Source organism: Asaia astilbis JCM 15831, from assembly GCF_000613845.1.
Classification (GTDB): Bacteria; Pseudomonadota; Alphaproteobacteria; order Acetobacterales; family Acetobacteraceae; genus Asaia; species Asaia astilbis.
On record NZ_BAJT01000005.1, the window covers coordinates 146,056 to 166,824 of the forward strand.

Below are 20,769 nucleotides of genomic sequence, written 5' to 3' on the forward strand. Positions count from 1 at the left end.
CAAGGCAGGAAAGGGAATTCGATAAGATCTGCGTTACTTTCTGAGTGCGAAAACAACCAACACAGGCATGCAAGTCGGCGAAACTTCAAGCAAGATGCCAAGGCTTGGTTTTCTCAAGTGATAGGTTAGCAGTAGATTGGGGCTCCAATCATGGTTGTCTCGACACGAGCCCTGCTCTTTTTTGAGGGGGAGGGTGCAGTAATATCGGTCTTCATCCTTTGCTGCGTGCAAGGTACCGCGCTCCATTCTTTCCAGTATCTGTACGTTCCTTTGCGAGTGTAGAGTCTGCGGCTAGGACGGTGAGACAACACCTGTATTTCTAGGGATGGGGCCAGACCAATTGTTCAAGAACTCTCAACTGGAGACCGTCAAGGCCTGGCTCGTAAATCCTGCGCATGCAGCGATGCCGCGTCATGCGCGGATTCAGCGAGCAATCAGGCAGCTGATTCTGGACAGCGTTCTCGGGCCGGGGAAACCTCTTCCTGCCTCGCGAGCGCTGGCGACGTCTCTCGGCGTGTCGCGGGATACGGTCGAGGCAGCTTACACCCAGCTTCATGCTGAAGGCTTCATAGAACGGCGGGTCGGGAGCGGAAGCTTCGTTGCCGAAGTGACAGAGTTCGGTCTCAAGGATCGTCGCTCAAATCGAGATGTTCGGGCACGCAGGCAGGAGGCTGATCTGAGTGGGCGCGGGGCGGCCATCGTCGAGGGAGGCGGCATGCGCACGATGCTGTCTCCGATCGCGTTCACGCATGGCATGCCCGAGACACGCAATTTCCCAATCCAGCTTTGGGAGCGGTTACAGCGTCAGGTTCTGAGGGAATACGGTACTAAGGCGCTTCTCCATGGCGATCCACAGGGTGCTGAACCGCTCAGGCGTGCCATTGCCGATTACGTCAATCTTGAACGCGGCGCGCGCGCCACTGCAGATCGTGTGCTGGTGCTCACCTGCTCGCAGCAAGCCATGACCCTTTGTGCGAACATGCTGCTTAATCCGGGGGATCGGATCTTTATCGAAGATCCTGCCTATCAGGGCGCGCGCAAGGCGTTCAATGCGGCGGGTCTCGATTGTGTTTTTGTGCCGGTTGATCGTCAGGGCATGGTCGTCGAGCACATCATGAATGATCCGCTCGGCGCGAAAGCTGTGTCTCTCACCCCGTCTCATCAATTCCCGACCGGAGCGAAGCTGTCGCTAGACCGCCGTCTCATGCTGATCGACTGGGCAGAGCGTCACGGGGCCTGGCTTCTGGAGGACGATTACGACAGCGAGTTTCATTATAATGGCAAGCCGACGGAGTGCGTGCAGGGGCTCGATCCTCATGACCGGACGATCTACATCGGCACCTTCACCAAATCCCTCTTTCCGAGCCTACGGATTGGTTATGTCGTGCTGCCGCCTCAACTGGTCGGACCCATGACGATCGCGCGCAGTTTGCTCGACGGCCATACGTCGGTGATTCCTCAGCTTACTCTGGCCCGCTTCATGAGTGGTGGACATTTTGGGGCGCATATCCGTTCCATGCGCGGCCTTTATGCGGAGCGCCTCGAAGCCCTCACACATTTCGTCAGGCAGTATCTCTCCGACTTCGTCGAACCCTATGTGCCTTTCGGCGGTTTGCAGATGCCGTGCGTGCTGATTTGTGATCTGTCAGAGCGCGCCATAATCGATGCAGGCCGCCGGGAGGGAATTGAGCTTTTCGGTTTGTCGTCCCTCAATGCCTCTCAACACGCCCAGACAGGGTTTCTCCTAGGGTTTGCTGCCTATACGCCTCCTGAGCTGGAAGCCGCAGTAAAGAAACTAGCCGATTTACTGCATGGAATGAGCCGGCAAAAGGCGGCGCCAAGCATCACCCATAGCTAAGGCACTCAGATAATTGGCCTGTCTATCCAAGGTAGATTGGATGGGCGCAACATACCATTGAGTTGCTAAGCCCCCGCCCGGAGCATGCCGTCTCACTTCGATACGGCAGCGACTCTTGTGCCCTCGCAGCAGGGAAAGATCAGGGATGGTAGCGATGGCCGTGCACTATGTAGAGAAGGACAAGACCGAAGGCATTATTCGAGGGGAGGACCTTCGCAGCGTCGACACTGCGATCTTCTCAGCGATCTCGAGAGAGAGATCGTCAGCTCAATTCGATTGAATTGATCGCCTCGGAGAATTTTGTCAGCCCCGCCGTAATGGAAGCACAGGGCTCTCTTCTCACCAATAAATATGCCGAAGGGTATCCTCATCGCCGTTATTACGGCGGATGCACTCATGTGGACGTGGTCGAGGACCTCGCAATTTCTCGCGTCAAGCAACTCTTCGGGTGCGATTATGCCAATGTCCAGCCGCATTCAGGCAGTCAGGCGAATCAGGCAGTCTTTCTCGCCTTGCTCTCACCGGGAGATACGATCCTCGGTCTCGACCTGAAGGCGGGCGGACACCTTACCCACGGTGCGTCGGTCAATATCTCGGGGCGCTGGTTCGATGCAGTCAGTTACGGCGTTAAAGCGGACAGCCATGTCATCGATATGGACGAGGTCGCAGAACTGGCCCGGACGCATCGGCCCAAACTTCTGATTGCCGGCGGCTCCGCCTATCCGCGTATTCTCGATTTTGCTCGGTTTCGCCAGATTGCCGATGAGGTGGGCGCTATCCTGATGGTCGACATGGCGCATTTCGCCGGGTTGGTCGCGGGAAAAGCCTATCCCTCACCATTTCCGTTTGCAGATGTCGTGACGTCGACAACGCACAAGACGCTGCGTGGCCCACGCGGCGGCTTTGTTCTGACCAACGATGCTGCTATCGCCAAGAAGATCAATTCAGCGATGTTCCCTGGCCTCCAGGGAGGTCCGCTGATGCATATCATCGCCGCCAAGGCTGTGGCCTTCGAAGAGGCATTGCGGCCCGATTTCAGGTCCTACGCGCATCGCGTCGTAGAAAATTGCCGCACATTGACGGCCACTCTCTCCAGAGGAGGCTTGGCGATCACTTCGGGCGGGACGGACTGCCATCTTGCTGTCATCGATCTTCGTTCGATTGGCGTGACGGGCGATGTAGCCGAAAAGGAACTCGAAGCGGTCGGGATTACCGTCAACAAGAACGCCATCCCGAACGATCCGGAAAAACCGATGATTACATCTGGCATCCGTGTGGGCACAGCGGCGGGAACATCGCGTGGGTTCGGTCCGGAGGAGTATCGCCTGATCGGGCTCCTCATCCTGCAAACCCTGCGTCTGGTTCAGACAGGGACGATCGACGCCCAGAGAACGGCCATAGAACTGCGCGTGCGTGAGTTGGTCGCACGGTTTCCACTTCCTTATTATGAACCCTGTTGTCAGGGGCTGGCCGTCTAGGAATCTGAAAGAGACCATCTCTCGTTTCACCGGGACCGATGGTCTCTCTCATCATGTCATTGCAAGTAAATTCATGGGCTGTGAGAATGGAAAAGGTTTTTCAGTTCTCACTTGGCCGATGCAACGACATCCTCCCTTGATACCCTATTTGCGCGCGCTGCTCGTTTCACGTTTTTCGGTCGGGCTGTTTGATCGTCTTCTGTACGCGCGACTGTCACTTAGTCTCTGCTGAGTTTCATCCTGTAGCGCACGAAGTCATCCGCCTTGACGAACTCATCATAGAGATGACGGGCGGGATTGGACTCTCGCGTGTGCCAATACAAACCTGACCATCCCTGTGCCTGTCCAAGATCAACGAGATCTCTGATCAATTGTCTTCCGATGCCAAGTCCGCGGCAGCTGGGATCGACGAAGAGGTCTTCGAAGTAACAGAGTGGTGTATCAACCCATGTGCCTTCATGAAGAACGCAGAGGCTGAATCCGACTGGCGTGTCACCGAATAAAGCAAGGCGTCCCATGAGAGGGGAGGCCGGATCGAGAATACGTTGCCAAGTGCGTGACGTGACTTTGGGAGCGACGCATGCGTCGTAGAAATTGTTGTATCCGTCCCACAGAGCGCGCCAATCGGTCTCGTCGACCGGCAGCATGTCGCGGATCATGATCTTTTCGCTGACCCGGGAGCCTTTTTTTCGCGGACCCTCGAGGGTAGAAGCAATGCTTTCTGAACTTTTTTGCGCCTTTTCAGGAAGCCTTGCCCTGTTGCGTGAGAAAGGGGGCTTGAAGGCCGCGTGTGACTGCAGTGTCGCTTGGGCGACGAAATTTCCTGCACAATCAGGACAGGACGTCCCGGCAGATCCGGCGCATCTCTTACAGGGAACCCATTCAAAGGATTGATAACGGCCATTCTCCCCCGTCGATAAGGTTGTCTGGCTCTGGTTTTGCGGGAGTTCAGTCATGGAGTGTGCCTTTGGTGTCTTTTTATTCTTGGCCGTGATCGTTGCGACGAGACTGTCTCTTGAAGACCGAGCCGTAATTCGCGGTTGGTCAGAATGGTCGACTAAATTTCATCGGTCGTTTCTTCATCGCGGCGTTCAAAAACTGGGTCTGGACTCATGAGTGACGAGAGATCCGCGCCGGGAAGGGCTTCGGCCGTGTAAGAGAAGGTGCCTGCGTCTCGTATTTCCCGGGCTGCCCGCATCAGACCACCCAGAGCCGCCCGCGCGAGCGAACCGCCGACGCTGATGCGGCGGACGCCGGCCTCTTGCAGTTCGGCCACCGAATAGACCGGACCTTTGAGACCCATAACCACGTTGACCGGCTTATCGACGGAGCGACAAACTTCTCTGATTGCGTCGATGTCCCTGAGACCTGGTGCGTAGAGAACGTCAGCACCCGCTTCTGAGAATGCCTGCAATCGCCGGATCGTGGCATCGAGAGAGGCATCGCCATAAAGCTGGCTTTCGGCTCTGGCCGTCAGGATGAAAGGCAGATCGCGGGCTGCCTCGACCGCGGCTTTGACGCGGTCGACGGCATGACCAAAATCGTAAATGGGCCTCTCCGGGTCGCCGGTTGCGTCTTCGATCGAGCCTCCGACGAGGCCGATGGCGCTCGCCAGACGGATGGTTTCAGCACATGTCTCTGGATCCGCGCCAAAACCATTTCCGAGGTCTGCGGAGACCGGGAGATGAGTGGCGCTGACGATGGCGGCGGCGTTGGTCAAAACGTCCTGACACGCAAGGGCTGTCAGAGAATCCCGTCGTCCCGTTGAAAAGGCAAAGCCGGCACTTGTCGTCGCCAGAGCCTCGAAACCAAGGCTCGTCAGGAGGCGTGCCGAGCCAGCATCCCAGGGGTTTGGCATGACAAAGGTGGTTCTGTGCTGATGGAAAGTTTTGAAAATCTCGTATTTCTGCTTCTGAGCTGACATGAGCTTCCCCCTTCTAGGTCTGGATCGAGCGTGTCGGCGCTCTCAAGGCTATTGTGGCGGCGAGCAAAATGGCGGTGAGACCTGAAAGATCACACCAGGTGGGCTTTTCGCCGAGAAGAAAAGCGGAAGCCCCCACGCCGAATACCGGAACAAGGAGCGTTCCCAGTCCTGCAGTGCTCGCAGGAAGCCGGTCGATGACGTTAAACCAGAGGGGGTAGGCGAGAGCGGTTCCTGCAAGGATACCATAAAGAAGCCCGAGCCAGGGCAGAAAGCCTGTCGAGACATCAACGCCGAGCCCAGTCACCATCATGCCGATGAGGGAGACTATACCCCCCGCAGCAAGCTGATAGATCGCGGTGGTAAGGGGGTGTACGACGACCTGCGCCCATTTGAGATAAACGATGCCAATCGCCCAGCTGACGGCAGATCCAACGGCTGCAAGCGCGCCAAGTGAGCCGCCATTTTGTATCAAGGGCCAGAGCAACACGAGAAGCCCCGCTCCGCACAGAATGAGGGAAATCGAACGTGCGATTGTCAGAGGCTCTTTGAGGACAAGACGCGCTCCGACGGCGACCCATATGGGCATGGTGTAGACGCAGATAGCCGTGCGTCCCGTTGACGTGTACTCGATGGCCAGGGCCGAAAGAGCGCCAAAGCCACCACAGGCAAATAAACCGGATATAATCAGGTGCATATAATCGAGAGATCTGCTGACGCGGAGTTTTGTACCCAGTCTTTGCGCCAGTAATGCCAGAACAGCGGCTCCTGCCAGATAAGACAGGGCGCGTAGTGTCCAGGGCGAGAAGGCGCGCAGCCCAAAATTGGTTGCGATGTAATTGAGGCCCCAGAGGAGCGCGATCAAAAGCAAGGCAAGTCTGGCTGGCAACGCATCAGGGGGCTGCCTGTCAGGCCCGGCGGCGAAGCTCAAGGATCGAAGCTCAGTTTGCTCAGCTGCTGGCCTGAACTGTCAAAATTTGCGGGGTGCAGCCAGCGTTCGAACCCGGCTCGCAAACGCGGCCAGTCACTATCGGTCATCGCGAACCAGGCCGTGTCTCTGTTGAGCCCTTTGATGACCATGTGCTGACGGAAAACACCTTCGAATTGAAATCCGAAACGCTCGGCCGCACGACGGGAGGGAAGGTTGGCGTTGTCACATTTCCACTCGAAGCGGCGGTAACCGAGCTCAAAGGCGTAGCTCGCCATAAGAAAAAAAGCCTCTGTCGCGACCCGCGTCCGCGTCATCGCCGGTCCCCACATGACATTGCCGATCTCGATGACACCATGGACGCGATCGATACGCATCAACGCCTGTCGCCCCTCGGCTCTTCCAGTTGTCCTGTCGATGACCGAGAAGAACAGGGGGTCGCTACTTGCCTCGGCTTTTTCGGCCCAGAAGCGCAGCTCCTCGAACTCTGCAGGAGCATGATCGAACAGGAACCTGAAACGGTCCGGCGCACCCGGTGCAGACGCCGCTTCGAAGAGGGATCGCGCATGACGCTCGACGCTGAGCGGTTCGAGCCGCGTAAAAGCTCCCTCGAGGATACAAGGCTCCGGCTTGGGAGTTCCGTTCCAGTTATTCAGTTCCATGTCGACACCGTTGGGAAAGTGCAGAATCTGTTCCGCGATTAACACTCGGGTGATGATTGCATGAAAATGGCACGGTTTTACCTTCCACTTATAGAAGATAGGGCAGGCCAATTGGTGACGGGGAAAGTCGTGTGGCGGCTCGCCTCTTCGTTGAGTGGCGTGAAGACGGTTTCGAACCTGAGCAGAGACGCTCGGGAATTTGTCTGACCATGGCTAGGCGTCATGGAAGCGGGGGATAGAGCTGGAGGGGATATGCGTTCAGACGCAATTCTCTTGGGCGCCGGAATTTAATCCCGGTGCGTATCAGCCAAGGTTTGCTCCGTTAGAGCGACAGCAGCGATAGGGAAGGATAGAGACGGTTTGCCCGGAAGAGACACACAGCGTCGGAGGTTTCAGGCCTCGGCGTGGAGCCGGGAGATCGTCGTTTTGGAGACTGTGAAGGGCTTGGCGAGGATCTGGTTTTAGGTGGTTTGTCGTTGTAACCGGTCTTGGGTCGTGCTGCGGGAGAGAGGCCTCTCCCGCAGACGGAAACTTCAGGCGTTGCCTGCGGTCTCGGGGAATTGTTGGGCGCGCTTGGTCTGCCACAGAGCGACGAAGTCGATCGGCTGCAGAACGATCGGCGGGAATCCACCATCGCGGGTCACGTCGCTGATGATGCTACGCACATACGGGAAGATCAGACGCGGAACCTCAACCAGCAGGATCGGCTCAACCAGCTCTGCAGGAGCATCGGTCAGGGTCACGATGGCAGCATAGGTCAGCTCGGCGATGAACACCGTGCGGCCGGGCTGTCCGCCCTCGTTTTCTGGCGATTCGGTTGCTTCGGCGCGGATGGCCAGAGCGACTTCGAAAACCGGCTGTGCTTCTTCAAGCCGATTGGCCTGCACGTCGATGTTGACGGAAATCTGCGGCGCGGCGCGAAGCGATGCAAAAATGGCGGCGCCTGCCGGAACCTCGAAGGACAGGTCCTTCGTGTATTGCAGGTTGACCGACAAGGGCAGGGCGGGCGGGTTGCCTGTTCGGGTGCCGGGGTCTGGGCGGTATCGGACATGGAGCCTCGCAATCAAAGTCGTGTTACACAGAGCCGAGAGCGGCTGCATCGTGTGCCTGACAGGCGGTAGCATGATCATCTGCACACGCCAACACTCCCTGATTCCCGGCGTAATTGTGACCGGGATTTGAAGTCAGCCTGAGGCGGGGGAGTTGTGCGCCCGGGAAAGCCGCTTTACCAAGGGGCCATGCCCTTTGAGATCAAGAATAGCAAGAAGCTGAAATCGTGATGTCCGTTCTCGAAAACATACCGTACGACATCGTCGTCTTTGCGCTGCTGAGCCTTGTTCTGGTCTGGCGGCTGCGTGCAGTTCTGGGAAGACGTATTGATGTCGGCCCGCAAGCCGTGGGACCGGTTCCGTCTCCCGTCAGGCAGGAACGAGCTGAGACTCCTTTGCCCGTAGCCGAAGAGCCTGATGCCCGTTTTGACATCCCGCAACCCGGGACGCGCGTCGGTCAGGTTCTTGCGGAGATCGGGGCCTCACAGCCCGGCTTCAAACCTGAAATCTTCCTTCAGAACACCCAAAAAGCCTTCCGGGCTGTTGTCACGGCGTTTGCCGAAGGCGACCGTGTCGCGCTTCGTACCTATCTGACCGCTGAGGCTTTCTCCAGTTTCGAGGCAGCCATCGTGGCCCGTGAGGAAGCTCGACAGAAACAGCGCACGGAGATCGTCGGCCTCAACAGTCTGGCGATCGTCGATGCGTTTTTCAGCAGCATCAATGGTCATGAAAAAGCCCGGATTGATGTCCAGATCGTTTCGCGCCAGATCAGCATTCTCAATGACGTCGGGGGGCAACCTCTGATTGGGACGGAATCCGTCACCGAGTTCTCGGATCTCTGGCAGTTCGAGAGCGAAACCGGTCGCGATCTTCCGCCCTCGACCTGGCATCTTGCTGCGGCGCGCGCAGCCTGATCTTTCCCTGTCGGAGCGTGATTTGCGTTTCCGGCACGCCGCGAAGCCTTCAGGTGAAGGGCGTGCACCAGACCCGGTTCGTTATGCATATAGCTTCTCGTTTTACTCTTGGTTTCAGTCTCCTCCTGCTCGCCTCCTGCGCTGAGCCACAGCCGGAGAGCCAGCTTGCGCTGACCCCGGTTTCCTATGCGATGCTCGATGGTTGGTCGGCCGAAGCACCAGAAACCCTGTTGCCTCAGCTCCGTAGTGAATGTCACCGTCTGATGCGCCTGCCACCTGAGACCCATCTCGGAGGAGAGGCAGGCTCGATCCCCAACGGATCGTCTGCGGGAGACTGGCAGGGTGCCTGCACCGCCTTGCAGAGCGTTGGCGGGACATCCGAGGCAGCGAGAACCTATTTCGAGCAATGGTTTGCTCCTTATCTGGTCTCGGATCAGGCGCGCTTTACGGGGTACTACGAACCGCAGCTTTACGCATCGTCGGTGAAGCAGGGCGCCTTTCAGACGCCTCTCTACGCCCAGCCTGCCGACCTCGTGCGGACGAAGGATACGGCGGGCGAGACGGTGACCGGTCGTTGGGAGGGCGGCAAGTTTGTTCCCTACTACACGCGGGCCGAAATCAACCATGGGGCGCTCGCTGGACGTGGGCTTGAACTTGCCTGGCTGCGTTCACCGGAGGATCTCTTTTTTCTGCAGATTCAAGGCTCCGGCCGCCTTGTCATGACCGACGGGTCAGTGCGTCGCGTCGGGTTCGCTGCAAAGAACGGCAGTCCCTATGTTCCGATCGGTCGGGTTCTGGTCGAGCGCCATGAGATGGCAGCGTCGGATATCTCGTTGCGCAGCCTGCGTGACTGGCTCGCGGCGCATCCTGATAAGGCTCAGGAGGTGATGGAGCAAAACCCGGACTACGTCTTCTTCAAAAGCGTCGATACGATTCCGCTGAACAGAGGCGCCCCCGGTGCGATGGGAGTACCGCTTACGCCGGGTCGTTCGGTCGCGATCGATCGTGCATTGTTGCCTTTGGGCGTTCCGGTGTGGATCGATACCCGCATTCCGCTCGCGCAGGGTGGGGAGGGGCATTGGACCCATCTTACCTTCGGACAGGACGTCGGGAGTGATATCAAGGGGGCCGGGCGTGCAGATCTGTTTACCGGTTGGGGCGAGGAGGCTGAAAGCGTGGCAGGAAAGCTTCGTAGCCAGGGGCGCATGATCGTTCTGCTGCCCCATCCGCCGGCCTGATGAGTCAGGAGAAAGTCAGGGCGCGACGAGAAGCGATTGGCCGTCATGCCTGATCAGGGGCGACGCCATGAATGTGATGCGTCGTATGGAGGCGGGGTCGGTTGACCTCGTCGTGACGTCACCCCCGTATAATATCGGCATCGCTACCGCACCTATAAGGACAGTCTTGCCGAGCAGGATTATATCGGATGGATGCAGACCGTCTGCGCCCAGATTGCGCGCCTTCTGAAGCCAGACGGGTCCTTCTTTCTCAACATCGCCGGGTCGTCGTCACAACCCTGGCTTCCTTTTGAGCTGATCACGCGTCTGCGCGATCTTTTCGTTTTGCAGAACCATATCGTGTGGATCAAATCTGTCGCGATCGACGAGAAGACGTATGGGCATTTCAAACCGGTCAATTCCCCTCGTTTCATCAATCATAATCACGAACACGTCTTTCATCTGACCCATAGAGGAGATGTCAGGCTCGAGCGTCTTGCGGCTGGTGTACCGTTTACGGACAAGACCAATATCGCGCGCCGCAGCCATTCCATTGACCGGCGGTGTCGGGGAAATACGTGGTTCATCCCGTATGAGACGGTTCGCCATCGCAGGGAAAAATTCCTGCACCCGGGGACGTTTCCGGTTGCATTGCCCTCAGCTTGTCTGACGCTGCACGGCTATAATGACGATACGGTGTTGCTCGATCCGTTCATGGGCACCGGAACCAGTCTCGTCGCTGCACAGGAGCTGGGCGTGCGGGGGCGTGGGTATCGATATCGATACGCGCTATGTCGCGGTCGCACGGCGTCGGCTTCGGCTCGCGCTGGACGGCGAAATCATGGGCACCGAGGAAGCCATCCGCTCTTACGGACAGTGAGCGGGAGACGGGGGAATGCCCTTCGACGCAGGCGTATAAACGCAGGATCGGAACGATCACTTTGACTTATCGTTAGAGGATCGTCATGTTCCGGGCGCTCAGGTCCATAAAACGGAGATAAGTCGTTGTCGGTCACCGCCACGAGAAAGAATCTTGTCAAGAAATCACTCGCCGGATTGGCCGCCATCGGTGTCGTCGCCTATGGCAGCACGATTGCGTATCTGACCCATTTTGATCATCAGGGTGCGCCCAGACTGCCAACAAGCAGTGCCACCTGGCATGATCCCAAGGCGCTCGCGGCGTTCAACGCTTTCCGCGAAACTCGTTGTGACTATTGCCACACGAAGACAGCCGATCTGCCTTCTACTTCAAGCTGCCCTTCGCCAATCAGATCATGAAGCGGGATCTGGTCGCTGGCCAGCGTCATTTCCGTATCGATCCGATCCTGGCAGCGTTCAAGGCCGGCACGCCCCCCTCTGTTGAGCAGCTTTCACGTATCGAGGAAGTCATCCTCCAGAACAGAATGCCGCCTGCGGCCTATCTGTTGATGCATCCGCACGCGTACATGACTGAAAAAACGCGAAGCGACGTTCTTGCGTGGATTGCGGACCAGCGCCGTCGCTACTACGCGACGCCGGGCGTTGCCCCGCAATTTGCCGGGGAGGTCATTCAGCCAATCCCGGAAAGCATTCCGGTAGATTGGGCCAAGGCGGCGCTGGGGCGGAAGCTCTTTTTCGATCATCGCCTTTCGGGTGACGGCAAGCTGAATTGCGCAAGCTGCCATGGTCTCGACAAGGGCGGCGTCGATAATCTGGTCACGGCAAAGGGGATCAATGGGCAAACAGGTCCGATCAACGTCCCGACCGTCTATAATGCAGTCTTCAGCATCGCACAGTTCTGGAATGGCCGTGCAGCCGATCTCGCTGCTCAGGCAGCCGGGCCGGTGACCAATCCGGTCGAGATGGGCGCGCATGACTGGGAGGGCGTCGCTGCGACGATCGCTGCAGTGCCGGAATACGATGCGGCATTCTCGAGCCTCTACGGCGCGCAATCGGTCAACCAGAAGACGGTGACCAATGCGATTGCCGAATATGAAAAGACCCTGATCACCCCTGACAGTCCGTTCGATCTTTATCTCAAGGGCGATAACAGCGCGATCACAGCGCAGGAGAAGCGGGGCTACGCACGCTTCAAAGAAATTGGCTGCGCAGGATGCCATAGCGGCGTTGCAGTTGGCGGGGACGCCTACGAGGTAATGGGCCTCGAAGGCCCTTATTTCACCGATCGCAAGGCGCTCTTGACAGCTGTCGATTCCGGACGTGAAGGATTCACGCATGCTATTGAAGATCATCAGAAATTCAAGGTGCCGAATCTCCGCAATATCGCGCTGACGGCTCCCTATTTCCATGATGGCAGTGCCGCTACGCTTGATGAGGCGGTGCGCAAGATGGCGCTTTATCAGACGCCTTATCCCTCTCTGTCGCAGCGTGATGTCGATGACATTGTCGCTTTCCTGAAGACGCTGACCGGGAAATATCAGGGCGTCCCGCTCCAGCAGGTGGTGGCAGAGCCGCCGTTGAAGGCTCCGGAAGCACAGTGACATCGAGCCTCGTTTCCGGCTCGATGTCCTGAAAAGGGAAAGCAGTGGTCCGACGCAAGCTGAATGCGGATGAGGAGAGCCTTTGGCAGGCTTTCGCCCGGAACATCCTTCCTCTGCGAAGCCGGTCAGCCTCTGCACCACGCGCTCGCAAGACGAGCGCAGGGGCGTCGCTAGAGGTCACGCTTTCCGCCGACCAGGCGGCTCAGAGTGTCTCGAAGCCTCAAAAGGCGGGAGGCCAGCCTGTCATGGCGTCAGTGCGAGTCAGAGAGGTCTTCAAGGTCAAGGTGGAGGCGACCAAATCGGTCAGGATTCAGAACCGACTCGAGATTGATGGACGCCAGCCCGGGCTGGACACCACCTCATGGAACGCCCTTGCGAGCGGCAAGATGAAGCCGCAGAAGCGGCTCGACCTGCATGGTCACTTCGCGCAGGACGCATTCTACAAGCTGCACCATTTTCTGCACATGGCGAGCAGTCAGGGGATCCGATGTGTCGAGGTCATCACCGGCTGGGTAGCGGTCAGGAAGGAGGGGTGATCCGTCAGGAGCTCCCCCACTGGCTTGATCGTGGCGATCTCAGGCCGCTCATTCTCGCCGTCGTGCATACGCATAAGAAGAACAAGGGCGCAGTTCGCATCCTGCTGCGCGCCCGCAACCGGGTCTGACCCGGTCGGTATGTCCTCGCAGGGCCGTCCGATCAGGTCGGACGTGTTTCCTGACCCAGACGCCATCTCGGCTGATTGTTGTTGATCCATCGGCGCAGGGCAAGCAAGGCAGTCAGCTCAGGCTCCAGCTGGTTCAGAAGGGGGGCTGCATCAGCGCCTGTCGTGACAATGAGGCGCTGTGTTTCGTTCCAGCTCACGAGCTCAGGAGTTGCCGCCGCCTGCTGCGCAGCATGGCGCCATCTGGCAATGGCCAGAGGAGGGGTCAGCATAGGAAGGGCAAGCACCAGAGCAGTGGCCGAGGCATTGGCGACTGTCTGCCAGGCCTGAAACAGGGCGCCACCCGGAGCGTGACCACGAGCCATCATATAGGTGGCTTCAAAATCGGGAACACCGGGGATCACAGGGCCGGAATAGAAGATCGGTTTGATCCCCTGAGGCGCAGAGGCGATGTCGGCCGAGAGGTCATCGCCCGGGCCGGGTGTAAGCTGCACCGCATCGACCTGGCCGGATTTCAGCGCATCGAGCGCGGCCGATTTCGATGCATAGCCGGGCACTGGCAATGGATGGAGGCCAAGCAGCGACAGACCGAGCAGGCTTGTCAGTTCGACACCCGTCGGGTGCGAAACAGCAAGTCTTACCGGGCGGTCATGGAAAAGGCCACTTAGCCGTGAGCGGATCGTACGATGCAGTTCGGCGCGCGCCAGAGTGACGACCGGACGACGGGCGAGCATGAGGGCAGCCCAGCGTGAAAAGTCGAAATGAACCCGACCATCGCCGGAGAGCGACGCAATCAGCGCAGCCCCCGGGGCCAGAATGGCGGTTCCCCCGTCGGCTTCGGGGCTCACTGTATCGAACAGATTGGCCGCAGTGACACCATCGCGCCCCAGATCGTAATGGGTCTTCACCGGAACCGGAAGGGCGAGCCCTTTCGCAAGGGCAGCGGAGAGAAGAGGCGCAGCCTGCCCAGGCAGGGAGTCCGGCCCGCCTCCCACGATCAAGCGGGGAGAGCCCATCGGAGAGGATGTATCTTCCGCCCGGTCATCGGCCTCAAGGGCGAAGGCAGGGCAGATTGCGGCCAGATTCGATGCGGCGAGGGTGGAGAGAAGGAGGCGACGAGACAGCGGGCGCCCGGTCGCGAGGGTTGATTTCCTGGTGTTCACGTCTTTCCCTCTACCGTCAGATCGCCTGACATGCGCGGATTAGCCAGATGAATACGGCTAAATAGTGACCTCTTTATTAAGGCCACTTTACCTCCGGAGGCATGCTCATAAGGATGGCTTCGGTGTTGCCACCGGTCTTGAGGCCGAAGACGGTTCCGCGGTCGTGGAGCAGGTTGAACTCGACATAACGCCCACGACGGATCAGTTGCGCTTCGCGCTCGGCGTCCGTCCAGGGCTGCATCATGCGGGCACGCACTGCTCTGGGGTAAGAGTCGGAGAAGGCAACACCGACATCTTTGGTAAAGGCGAAATCCTTTTCGACATCACCACTGCTGTGATGGTCGTAGAAAATGCCGCCAAGGCCGCGAGGCTCCTGGCGGTGGGGCAAGTAGAAATACTCGTCACACCATGCCTTGAAGCGTTCGTAATAGCTCGGGTCGTGACGGTCGCAGGCGTCACGAAACGTCTCGTGGAAGGCTGCAGCGTCAGCCTTCGCCTCGTCGCTCTTGGGGAACATCGGGGTGATGTCGCCACCGCCACCGAACCAACCATTGCTGGTGATGATCATGCGCGTATTGAAATGCGCGGCGCTGACATGCGGATTGCAGGGATGGGCGACGAGCGAGATACCGGTTGCAAAAAAACGCGGATCCACATCCGCGCCCGGCATTTTCTTGCGAAACTCCGGCGAGAACTCTCCCCAGACGGTCGAGACATTGACGCCGACCTTCTCGAACACGCGCCCGCGCATGACGGACATCACACCGCTGCCATGCAGGCTCGTATTGGGGTCGTCCTTCTTGTCCCATGCGGTACGCGTAAAGCGGCCTGCCGAGTGCCGCTCACCGAGCACTGGTGAGTTCTGGGCAACAGCTTCGTCTTCGATCGCTTCATAGGAGGCGCAAATTCTGTCACGAAGGGTTTCGAACCAGCGTCGCGCTTCTCCCTTGAGGGAATCATGGGGAATATGGTCACGAATGAGGGTGCCAAAGGCTCTCGGATCCAACGTCTCGCTCATTGCAAGCTCCGCGTTCTGTTTCCACCGGTCTTCCGCCGGCCTGAAGCTCAAAGCCTATAGCAAACTGCCCGCCTTGAGACCATGACACGCCACATGAAAATTAGGCACAGGTTGCGATCCGCGCCAAACTGGTGTTCCTGAGCAGTCTTGAGAGAATTGACGAAAAGGCAGTACGACATGACTGAAAATGTGACGATCGAGCCGGTGATCGGCCTCATTGGCGGTTCAGGCCTGTACGATATCGACGGCTTAGAAGAAAAAGAATGGCGTCGGGTAGAAACCCCCTGGGTGAACCGTCAGACGAGTTGCTGTTCGGCCGTCTGAACGGTGTGCGCTGTGTGTTCCTGCCTCGCCATGGACGGGGTCATCCCATTCCGCCTTCAGAACTGAACTTTCGCGCGAATATCGATGCACTCAAGCGCTCCGGCGTGACCGATATCGTGTCGCTCTCCGCTGTAGGGTCTCTGCGTGAAGACCTGCCCCCGGGACAGTTCCTGCTGGTCGATCAGTTTATTGATCGGTCCTTCGCGCGTGAAAAGACCTTCTTCGAGCGTGGCTGTGTGGCTCATGTCGGCATGGCCGACCCGGTCTCGGCACGCATGGGCGATGTCATCGCCGAGCAGGCCGAAAAGATAGGCGTCGGCATGGTCCGCGGCGGGACTTATCTCGTGATGGAAGGGCCCCAGTTCTCCACGCGTGCGGAGAGCGAGCTTTATCGTCAGTGGGGATGCTCGGTGATTGGTATGACGAACATGCCTGAAGCCAAACTCGCTCGCGAGGCCGAGATGTGCTATGCCAGCATCGCTATGGTGACCGATTATGATTGCTGGCATGACAGCCATGATTCCGTCACGGTCGATGCCGTTATCGCGGTCATGACAGAAAATGCCGCCAAGGCACGCGCGCTGGTCAAGGCGATCATTCCTGAGTTGGGCAAGAGCCGCGGCCTGTGCCCCTCGGGTGCTGAGCGGGCTCTGGACCATGCAATCATCACCGCCCCCGCCTCCCGGGATCCGAAGCTGCTGGCCAAACTCGATGCCGTGGCTGGTCGCGTTCTGCGTTAACTGAAAAGACCCTTGAGCAGGCAGGCTTCTGTTCTGCCTGCTCAAGGGGTCACGGATTTAAAGAACCCGCTTGCGTCTTACATCTGTCCGTTCAGGACTTGGTGTTATCTGCATCGGGGAAGTGATCGCGCTCGCCCTGATCGGTATGCTTGTCGGGGAACTCCCCTAAATTCTTCTGAATTTCGGCATTTTCGACCGGCGCATTCGCAAACTGAGCATCGGGCAGCGACGTCACCGGAATTTCGCCTGCATCGGGGTGTTCTTCCATACCGACCAGATCGGCGGCTCTCTCGCGATAGGCTTCCGGGCCGCCGTCGGGCTTGCCTTCTGCCTGCCAGAGTTCCTGGGCTTTGGCTTTGATCCGGGCAGTACGTTCTGGTGTCTCGATCAGCGGGTTGGTAGGTGTCTGGTCTGCTGGCATGGGTATCAGGTTCCGATTTTCAGAGATGAGCGTTGAAGAAGGCGACACTGCGTGAATGAGCAAGGTCGCGGGCCGTTCTGTTGAAGCTGGGGCGATCTGTGCAGCCAAAGCCATGTCCTGCCTCGTCATAGACGAAGATTTCGACCTCAGGTCTGTTGTCGCGGATGGTGTTGATCTCTGTGTGAGGAATATGATCATCCTCGCCACCGAAATGCAGCTGCACGGGGCAATGGGGTTTCTCATGGCTCACGGCAGCGATCCCGCCGCCGTACCATGCCGCGGCAGCAGCAAACTCGCGGGTTCTCGTCGCAGCTTCCCAGGCAACAAGCCCGCCCCAGCAGAAACCGATGATCCCGACGTTTGTGTGACCATGCTTGACCAAAGCCTGTGCAGCCGCACTGACATCGGTCAGAACGGCGTCGATGCCAATTTTGGCGCGCAAATCGAGCCCTTCGGCGATGCCTTCTGCGTTATAAGGCAAAATGGCATCGCGTTTGGCGCGGTCGAACAGGGCAGGGGCGATGACATGGTAACCATGATGGGTCGCCAGTTCGTCACAGACGGCACGGATGTGATCTGTCAGGCCGAACACTTCCTGAATGACGACGATGGCGCGTTCGGCGCTTGCGTCGCCAGCTTCATAGGCTGAGAAGTGATGGGTATCCGAGGCAGTCAGGGATATAAGATGTCCCATGGAATGATCCTCCTTAGAGTCTAGGCACAGTATCCGGGGACCAACGATCGGCATGGCAGAAATCGTCAATCTACGTCGTGTGCGCAAACGTCTGGCGCGTGAGAAGGATGCCCAGAGCGCTGCGGAAAACCGGGTGCTGCATGGCCGTACCAAAGGGGAACGTCTGCGCATGGACTTCGAGGCCACGAGACAGACACGGGATCTTGATAATGCCCGTATGAAGCCAGACCTCAACAAGGAGAGCCGCGATGACGGACCCCTTGATGACGCAACCATGAAAAGTGAGCCGGGTATCGGCGACGACCCTTGACGACGGGCAGAGGCTCTCTTAACTCTTTGGCACTCTCGCAATGGGAGTGCTAACGCGCTGCGGCTTAGCGGGCGCGCAAACCGGTGGCGTTGCTTTTGAGCAAGGACGCCGCCTTACAGATGAGTGGAGCAATCCATTATGACAAATTTTCGCCCTTTGCATGACCGTGTCGTCGTCCGTCGCCTCGATGGCGAACAGAAGACGGCCGGTGGCATCATCATTCCCGACACCGCCAAGGAAAAGCCCATGGAAGGCGAGATCGTCTCCGTCGGCCCGGGCGCCCGGAATGAGCAGGGTCAGATCGTAGCACTGGACGTCAAGGCTGGCGACCGCGTGCTGTTCGGTAAATGGTCCGGCACCGAGGTGAAGATCAACGGCGAAGAGCTGCTGATCATGAAGGAAAGCGACATCATGGGTGTGATCGGCTGATTTCAGCCTCCCCGTTTTTTCGCACACTGAACCTCTACTGGAGATAAGATTATGGCTGCCAAAGAAGTAAGATTCGGCGCTGATGCACGTCAGCGCATGCTGCGTGGCGTTGATATCCTGGCTGATGCTGTCAAGGTCACGCTGGGTCCGAAGGGCCGCAACGTTGTTCTGGACAAGAGCTTCGGCGCACCGCGCATCACCAAGGACGGCGTTTCCGTCGCCAAGGAAATCGAACTGGCTGACAAGTTCGAGAACATGGGCGCCCAGATGGTGCGTGAAGTTGCGTCCAAGACCAACGATACGGCCGGCGATGGCACGACCACCGCAACCGTTCTGGCACAGGCCATCATCCGTGAGGGTGCCAAGGCTGTTGCTGCTGGCATGAACCCGATGGATCTCAAGCGCGGTATCGACAAGGCTGTTCTGGCCGTTGTTGCCGAGCTGAAGGCCAACACGCGCAAGATCACGACGCCTGCCGAAACGGCACAGGTCGGCACGATCTCGGCAAACGGCGAGCATGAAATCGGCGAGATGATCTCGCAGGCCATGCAGAAGGTCGGTTCCGAGGGCGTGATCACGGTTGAAGAAGCCAAGGGCCTGCACACCGAACTCGACGTTGTCGAGGGCATGCAGTTCGACCGCGGCTACATCTCGCCGTATTTCGTGACCAATGCCGAGAAGATGCTCGCCGATCTGGATAACCCCTATATCCTGATCCACGAGAAGAAGCTCTCTTCGCTTCAGCCGATGCTGCCGCTCCTCGAGAGCGTTGTTCAGTCCGGCCGTCCGCTGATGATCATCGCAGAAGACGTCGATGGCGAGGCTCTGGCCACGCTGGTCGTCAATAAACTGCGTGGTGGTCTGAAGATCGCTGCTGTCAAGGCTCCTGGCTTCGGTGACCGCCGTAAGGCCATGCTGGAAGACATCGCCATCCTGACGGGCGGCCAGGTCATCAGCGAAGACATTGGCATCAAGCTCGAGACCGTGACGCTTGACATGCTCGGTCGCGCCAAGAAGGTGCATATCGAGAAGGAAAACACCACGATCGTCGAAGGCGCTGGTAACTCGGACGACATCAAGGGTCGTTGCAATCAGATCCGTGCGCAGATCGAGGAAACGACTTCCGATTACGACCGTGAGAAGCTCCAGGAGCGTCTTGCAAAGCTGGCTGGTGGCGTTGCCGTTATCCGCGTCGGTGGCAGCACCGAGGTTGAGGTGAAGGAGCGCAAGGATCGCGTTGATGACGCGCTTCATGCAACCCGCGCCGCTGTTGAAGAAGGCATTGTCCCCGGTGGTGGCACGGCTCTGGCTCGCGCTTCCGTCGCTCTGAAGGACCTGTCCTTCCCGAATGACGATCAGCGCGTCGGTGCAGACATCATCCGCAAGGCTCTGCAGGCTCCGCTGCGTCAGATCGCGTTCAACGCGGGTGAAGACGGTGCCGTCATTGCTGGCAAGGTGCTCGAAATTGCCGAGTACACGCACGGCTTCGATGCGCAGAATGCTGAGTACAAGGATCTGGTTGCCGCTGGCATCATCGATCCGACCAAGGTCGTTCGTACGGCTCTTCAGGATGCAGCTTCGGTTGCCGGCCTGCTGATCACGACGGAAGCCATGGTTGCCGAGAAGCCCGAGAAGAAGGCCGCTCCGGCCGGTGGTCCGGGTGGCATGGGTGGCATGGGCGATATGGATTTCTGATCCAACGCCTCACCCCCAAGGTGATAAAAGAGCCGTCCTGTCGAAAGACAGGGCGGTTTTTTTTGATTTTATCTAGGCTCAGGTCTCATATTTAGAACACGCCGGTGGCGGCGAGGCAGATGGCGGAGAAGAACATAGTTAAGCATCTCTCGTAGCGGGCGGCGACAGGGCGCCAGTCCTTGAGCCTGCCAAATATGATCTCGATACGATTGCGCCGTCGATATTTTCGCCTATCGTAATTCAGGGCGCACGCGGAATTTCTGGCTCGGGATACAGGGTGTGACCCCTTTCCCTTCAAGCTCATCTCTGAATCAGTCGGCGTTCCAGTCGTGCTCGGCCAGAAGCCACTTCGCCGTGGAAGGACCGTCCGGCAGGGCCGCAGTGCCGGTGTAATCGCTGATCGGACCAACCGTCAGGAAGAAGCTGAGCGGTTGGCCATTTGTGTCTGTCACCGCGTGCTGCGTCGTGTTCATGCCGCCTTTGGTTCGTCCAATCAGGCGGTCCGCATCCCCTTTCAAACTGCAAGCTCGATGCCGTCCATGATATGGGTAGAAATCCCGACAGCGTTCCATCGCTTACAACGATTGTAGAGCGTCTTGTGCGAGCCATACGCCCGTGGCGCATTTCGTCATCGCAGTCCTTTGCGGTTCACGAACACAATTCCGCTCAACACCTGACGGTCATCGACAGGAGGCCCATCATGGCTTTTCGGAAAAAGCAGCTCCAGGTGGGCCATTTGCTCGACCGTCAGCCAATACAGGTCGCTCATACTCAGTCTCCTCACAGAGCCTGAATCCGGTATCTCCG

General features: G+C 58.4%; 17 protein-coding genes and 5 pseudogenes. 12 read left to right on the top strand and 10 right to left on the bottom strand.

Annotation, left to right across the window (positions count from 1 at the left end; genetic code table 11):
* Window positions 1-340: 340 nt before the first annotated feature.
* Together pdxR and glyA are read left to right on the top strand one after the other, a co-directional pair.
* Window positions 341-1,858 (top strand): MocR-like pyridoxine biosynthesis transcription factor PdxR, encoded by a 1,518-nt coding sequence (gene pdxR, locus JCM15831_RS05365; RefSeq protein WP_025823296.1) that lies wholly within the window; start codon window positions 341-343, stop codon window positions 1,856-1,858.
* A 260-nt stretch (window positions 1,859-2,118) separates the two neighbouring features.
* Window positions 2,119-3,336: pseudogene (gene glyA, locus JCM15831_RS16865) on the top strand (serine hydroxymethyltransferase); the annotation flags it as partial.
* Between the two features lie 218 nt (window positions 3,337-3,554).
* Here glyA and JCM15831_RS05375 read toward each other — a convergent pair.
* From JCM15831_RS05375 to secB, 5 genes are all read right to left on the bottom strand, one after another.
* Window positions 3,555-3,995, bottom strand: a complete 441-nt coding sequence (locus JCM15831_RS05375; protein ID WP_035773954.1) for a GNAT family N-acetyltransferase — start codon at window positions 3,993-3,995, stop codon at window positions 3,555-3,557.
* Window positions 3,996-4,393: 398 nt separating this feature from the next.
* Window positions 4,394-5,260: an isocitrate lyase/PEP mutase family protein gene (locus JCM15831_RS05380; RefSeq protein ID WP_025823299.1), complete on the bottom strand. Its 867-nt coding sequence runs from the start codon at window positions 5,258-5,260 to the stop codon at window positions 4,394-4,396.
* Window positions 5,261-5,273: 13 nt separating this feature from the next.
* Window positions 5,274-6,188: a DMT family transporter gene (locus JCM15831_RS05385; RefSeq protein WP_025823301.1), complete on the bottom strand. Its 915-nt coding sequence runs from the start codon at window positions 6,186-6,188 to the stop codon at window positions 5,274-5,276.
* On the bottom strand, window positions 6,185-6,847 hold the full coding sequence (locus JCM15831_RS05390; protein WP_025823302.1) for a GNAT family N-acetyltransferase: 663 nt from the start codon (window positions 6,845-6,847) through the stop codon (window positions 6,185-6,187). The genes JCM15831_RS05385 and JCM15831_RS05390 overlap by 4 nt, the downstream gene beginning before the upstream one ends.
* 533 nt (window positions 6,848-7,380) lie before the next feature.
* A complete protein-coding gene (gene secB / locus JCM15831_RS16870; RefSeq protein ID WP_232228008.1) occupies window positions 7,381-7,983 on the bottom strand; it encodes a protein-export chaperone SecB in 603 nt (200 codons plus the stop codon).
* A gap of 143 nt (window positions 7,984-8,126) precedes the next feature.
* Between secB and JCM15831_RS05400 the strand changes: the two genes are divergently transcribed.
* From JCM15831_RS05400 to JCM15831_RS23290, 6 genes and pseudogenes are all read left to right on the top strand, one after another.
* Window positions 8,127-8,810, top strand: coding sequence for a Tim44/TimA family putative adaptor protein (locus JCM15831_RS05400; protein ID WP_025823303.1), 684 nt, complete (start codon window positions 8,127-8,129; stop codon window positions 8,808-8,810).
* Between the two features lie 83 nt (window positions 8,811-8,893).
* On the top strand, window positions 8,894-10,048 hold the full coding sequence (mltA, locus tag JCM15831_RS05405; RefSeq protein WP_035773934.1) for a murein transglycosylase A: 1,155 nt from the start codon (window positions 8,894-8,896) through the stop codon (window positions 10,046-10,048).
* Window positions 10,048-10,907 (top strand): annotated as a pseudogene (locus JCM15831_RS20890) (DNA-methyltransferase). The gene mltA and the pseudogene JCM15831_RS20890 overlap by 1 nt, the downstream one beginning before the upstream one ends.
* Before the next feature lie 125 nt (window positions 10,908-11,032).
* Window positions 11,033-12,507: pseudogene (locus JCM15831_RS16875) on the top strand (cytochrome c peroxidase).
* A gap of 44 nt (window positions 12,508-12,551) precedes the next feature.
* Window positions 12,552-13,043 (top strand): Smr/MutS family protein, encoded by a 492-nt coding sequence (locus tag JCM15831_RS16880; RefSeq protein WP_051528333.1) that lies wholly within the window; start codon window positions 12,552-12,554, stop codon window positions 13,041-13,043.
* Window positions 13,040-13,171: a hypothetical protein gene (locus JCM15831_RS23290; RefSeq protein ID WP_269530351.1), complete on the top strand. Its 132-nt coding sequence runs from the start codon at window positions 13,040-13,042 to the stop codon at window positions 13,169-13,171. Before JCM15831_RS16880 ends, JCM15831_RS23290 begins: the two co-directional genes overlap by 4 nt.
* A gap of 32 nt (window positions 13,172-13,203) precedes the next feature.
* Here JCM15831_RS23290 and JCM15831_RS05430 read toward each other — a convergent pair whose 3' ends face one another.
* Complete coding sequence (locus tag JCM15831_RS05430; RefSeq protein WP_025823310.1) at window positions 13,204-14,331, bottom strand: hypothetical protein; 1,128 nt, start codon at window positions 14,329-14,331, stop codon at window positions 13,204-13,206.
* Window positions 14,332-14,407: 76 nt separating this feature from the next.
* The gene (gene hemF / locus JCM15831_RS05435; RefSeq protein WP_025823312.1) at window positions 14,408-15,349 is read right to left on the bottom strand and encodes an oxygen-dependent coproporphyrinogen oxidase; all 942 of its coding nucleotides are present in this window, start codon (window positions 15,347-15,349) and stop codon (window positions 14,408-14,410) included.
* A 177-nt stretch (window positions 15,350-15,526) separates the two neighbouring features.
* Between hemF and JCM15831_RS16885 the strand changes: the two are divergent.
* A pseudogene (locus JCM15831_RS16885) lies at window positions 15,527-16,413 on the top strand (S-methyl-5'-thioadenosine phosphorylase).
* 91 nt (window positions 16,414-16,504) lie between these two features.
* Here JCM15831_RS16885 and JCM15831_RS05445 read toward each other — a convergent pair.
* Together JCM15831_RS05445 and JCM15831_RS05450 are read right to left on the bottom strand one after the other, a co-directional pair.
* Window positions 16,505-16,834, bottom strand: coding sequence for a DUF2934 domain-containing protein (locus JCM15831_RS05445; protein ID WP_025823314.1), 330 nt, complete (start codon window positions 16,832-16,834; stop codon window positions 16,505-16,507).
* Between the two features lie 19 nt (window positions 16,835-16,853).
* On the bottom strand, window positions 16,854-17,528 hold the full coding sequence (locus JCM15831_RS05450) for a dienelactone hydrolase family protein (protein ID WP_025823316.1): 675 nt from the start codon (window positions 17,526-17,528) through the stop codon (window positions 16,854-16,856).
* Window positions 17,529-17,580: 52 nt separating this feature from the next.
* Between JCM15831_RS05450 and JCM15831_RS16890 the strand changes: the two genes are divergently transcribed.
* The 3 genes from JCM15831_RS16890 (at window position 17,581) to groL (ending at window position 19,962) form a co-directional block, all read left to right on the top strand.
* Entirely contained in the window at window positions 17,581-17,838 is a 258-nt protein-coding gene (locus tag JCM15831_RS16890; protein WP_025823318.1) for a DUF4169 family protein, read from the top strand.
* Window positions 17,839-17,976: 138 nt separating this feature from the next.
* Window positions 17,977-18,267: a co-chaperone GroES gene (locus tag JCM15831_RS05460; protein ID WP_025823320.1), complete on the top strand. Its 291-nt coding sequence runs from the start codon at window positions 17,977-17,979 to the stop codon at window positions 18,265-18,267.
* A gap of 51 nt (window positions 18,268-18,318) precedes the next feature.
* Window positions 18,319-19,962 carry a chaperonin GroEL gene (gene groL, locus JCM15831_RS05465; protein ID WP_025823322.1) on the top strand — a complete coding sequence of 548 codons (1,644 nt, stop codon included), beginning with the start codon at window positions 18,319-18,321 and terminating at the stop codon, window positions 19,960-19,962.
* 91 nt (window positions 19,963-20,053) lie between these two features.
* On the opposite strand, the pseudogene JCM15831_RS20895 reads toward groL, so the two are convergent.
* Window positions 20,054-20,731 (bottom strand): annotated as a pseudogene (locus JCM15831_RS20895) (transposase).
* Window positions 20,732-20,769 lie beyond the last annotated feature (38 nt).

What these genes read in the sequence shown, in the direction of transcription:
- JCM15831_RS05375 (WP_035773954.1), bottom strand. Translation starts at nt 3,995, where the DNA reads ATGATCCGCGACATGCTGCCGGTCGACGAGACCGATTGGCGCGCTCTG.
- JCM15831_RS05380 (WP_025823299.1), bottom strand. Translation starts at nt 5,260, where the DNA reads ATGTCAGCTCAGAAGCAGAAATACGAGATTTTCAAAACTTTCCATCAG.
- JCM15831_RS05390 (WP_025823302.1), bottom strand. Translation starts at nt 6,847, where the DNA reads ATGGAACTGAATAACTGGAACGGAACTCCCAAGCCGGAGCCTTGTATC.
- JCM15831_RS05400 (WP_025823303.1), top strand. Translation starts at nt 8,127, where the DNA reads ATGTCCGTTCTCGAAAACATACCGTACGACATCGTCGTCTTTGCGCTG.
- mltA (WP_035773934.1), top strand. Translation starts at nt 8,894, where the DNA reads ATGCATATAGCTTCTCGTTTTACTCTTGGTTTCAGTCTCCTCCTGCTC.
- hemF (WP_025823312.1), bottom strand. Translation starts at nt 15,349, where the DNA reads ATGAGCGAGACGTTGGATCCGAGAGCCTTTGGCACCCTCATTCGTGAC.
- JCM15831_RS05445 (WP_025823314.1), bottom strand. Translation starts at nt 16,834, where the DNA reads ATGCCAGCAGACCAGACACCTACCAACCCGCTGATCGAGACACCAGAA.
- JCM15831_RS05450 (WP_025823316.1), bottom strand. Translation starts at nt 17,528, where the DNA reads ATGGGACATCTTATATCCCTGACTGCCTCGGATACCCATCACTTCTCA.
- JCM15831_RS16890 (WP_025823318.1), top strand. Translation starts at nt 17,581, where the DNA reads ATGGCAGAAATCGTCAATCTACGTCGTGTGCGCAAACGTCTGGCGCGT.
- JCM15831_RS05460 (WP_025823320.1), top strand. Translation starts at nt 17,977, where the DNA reads ATGACAAATTTTCGCCCTTTGCATGACCGTGTCGTCGTCCGTCGCCTC.
- groL (WP_025823322.1), top strand. Translation starts at nt 18,319, where the DNA reads ATGGCTGCCAAAGAAGTAAGATTCGGCGCTGATGCACGTCAGCGCATG.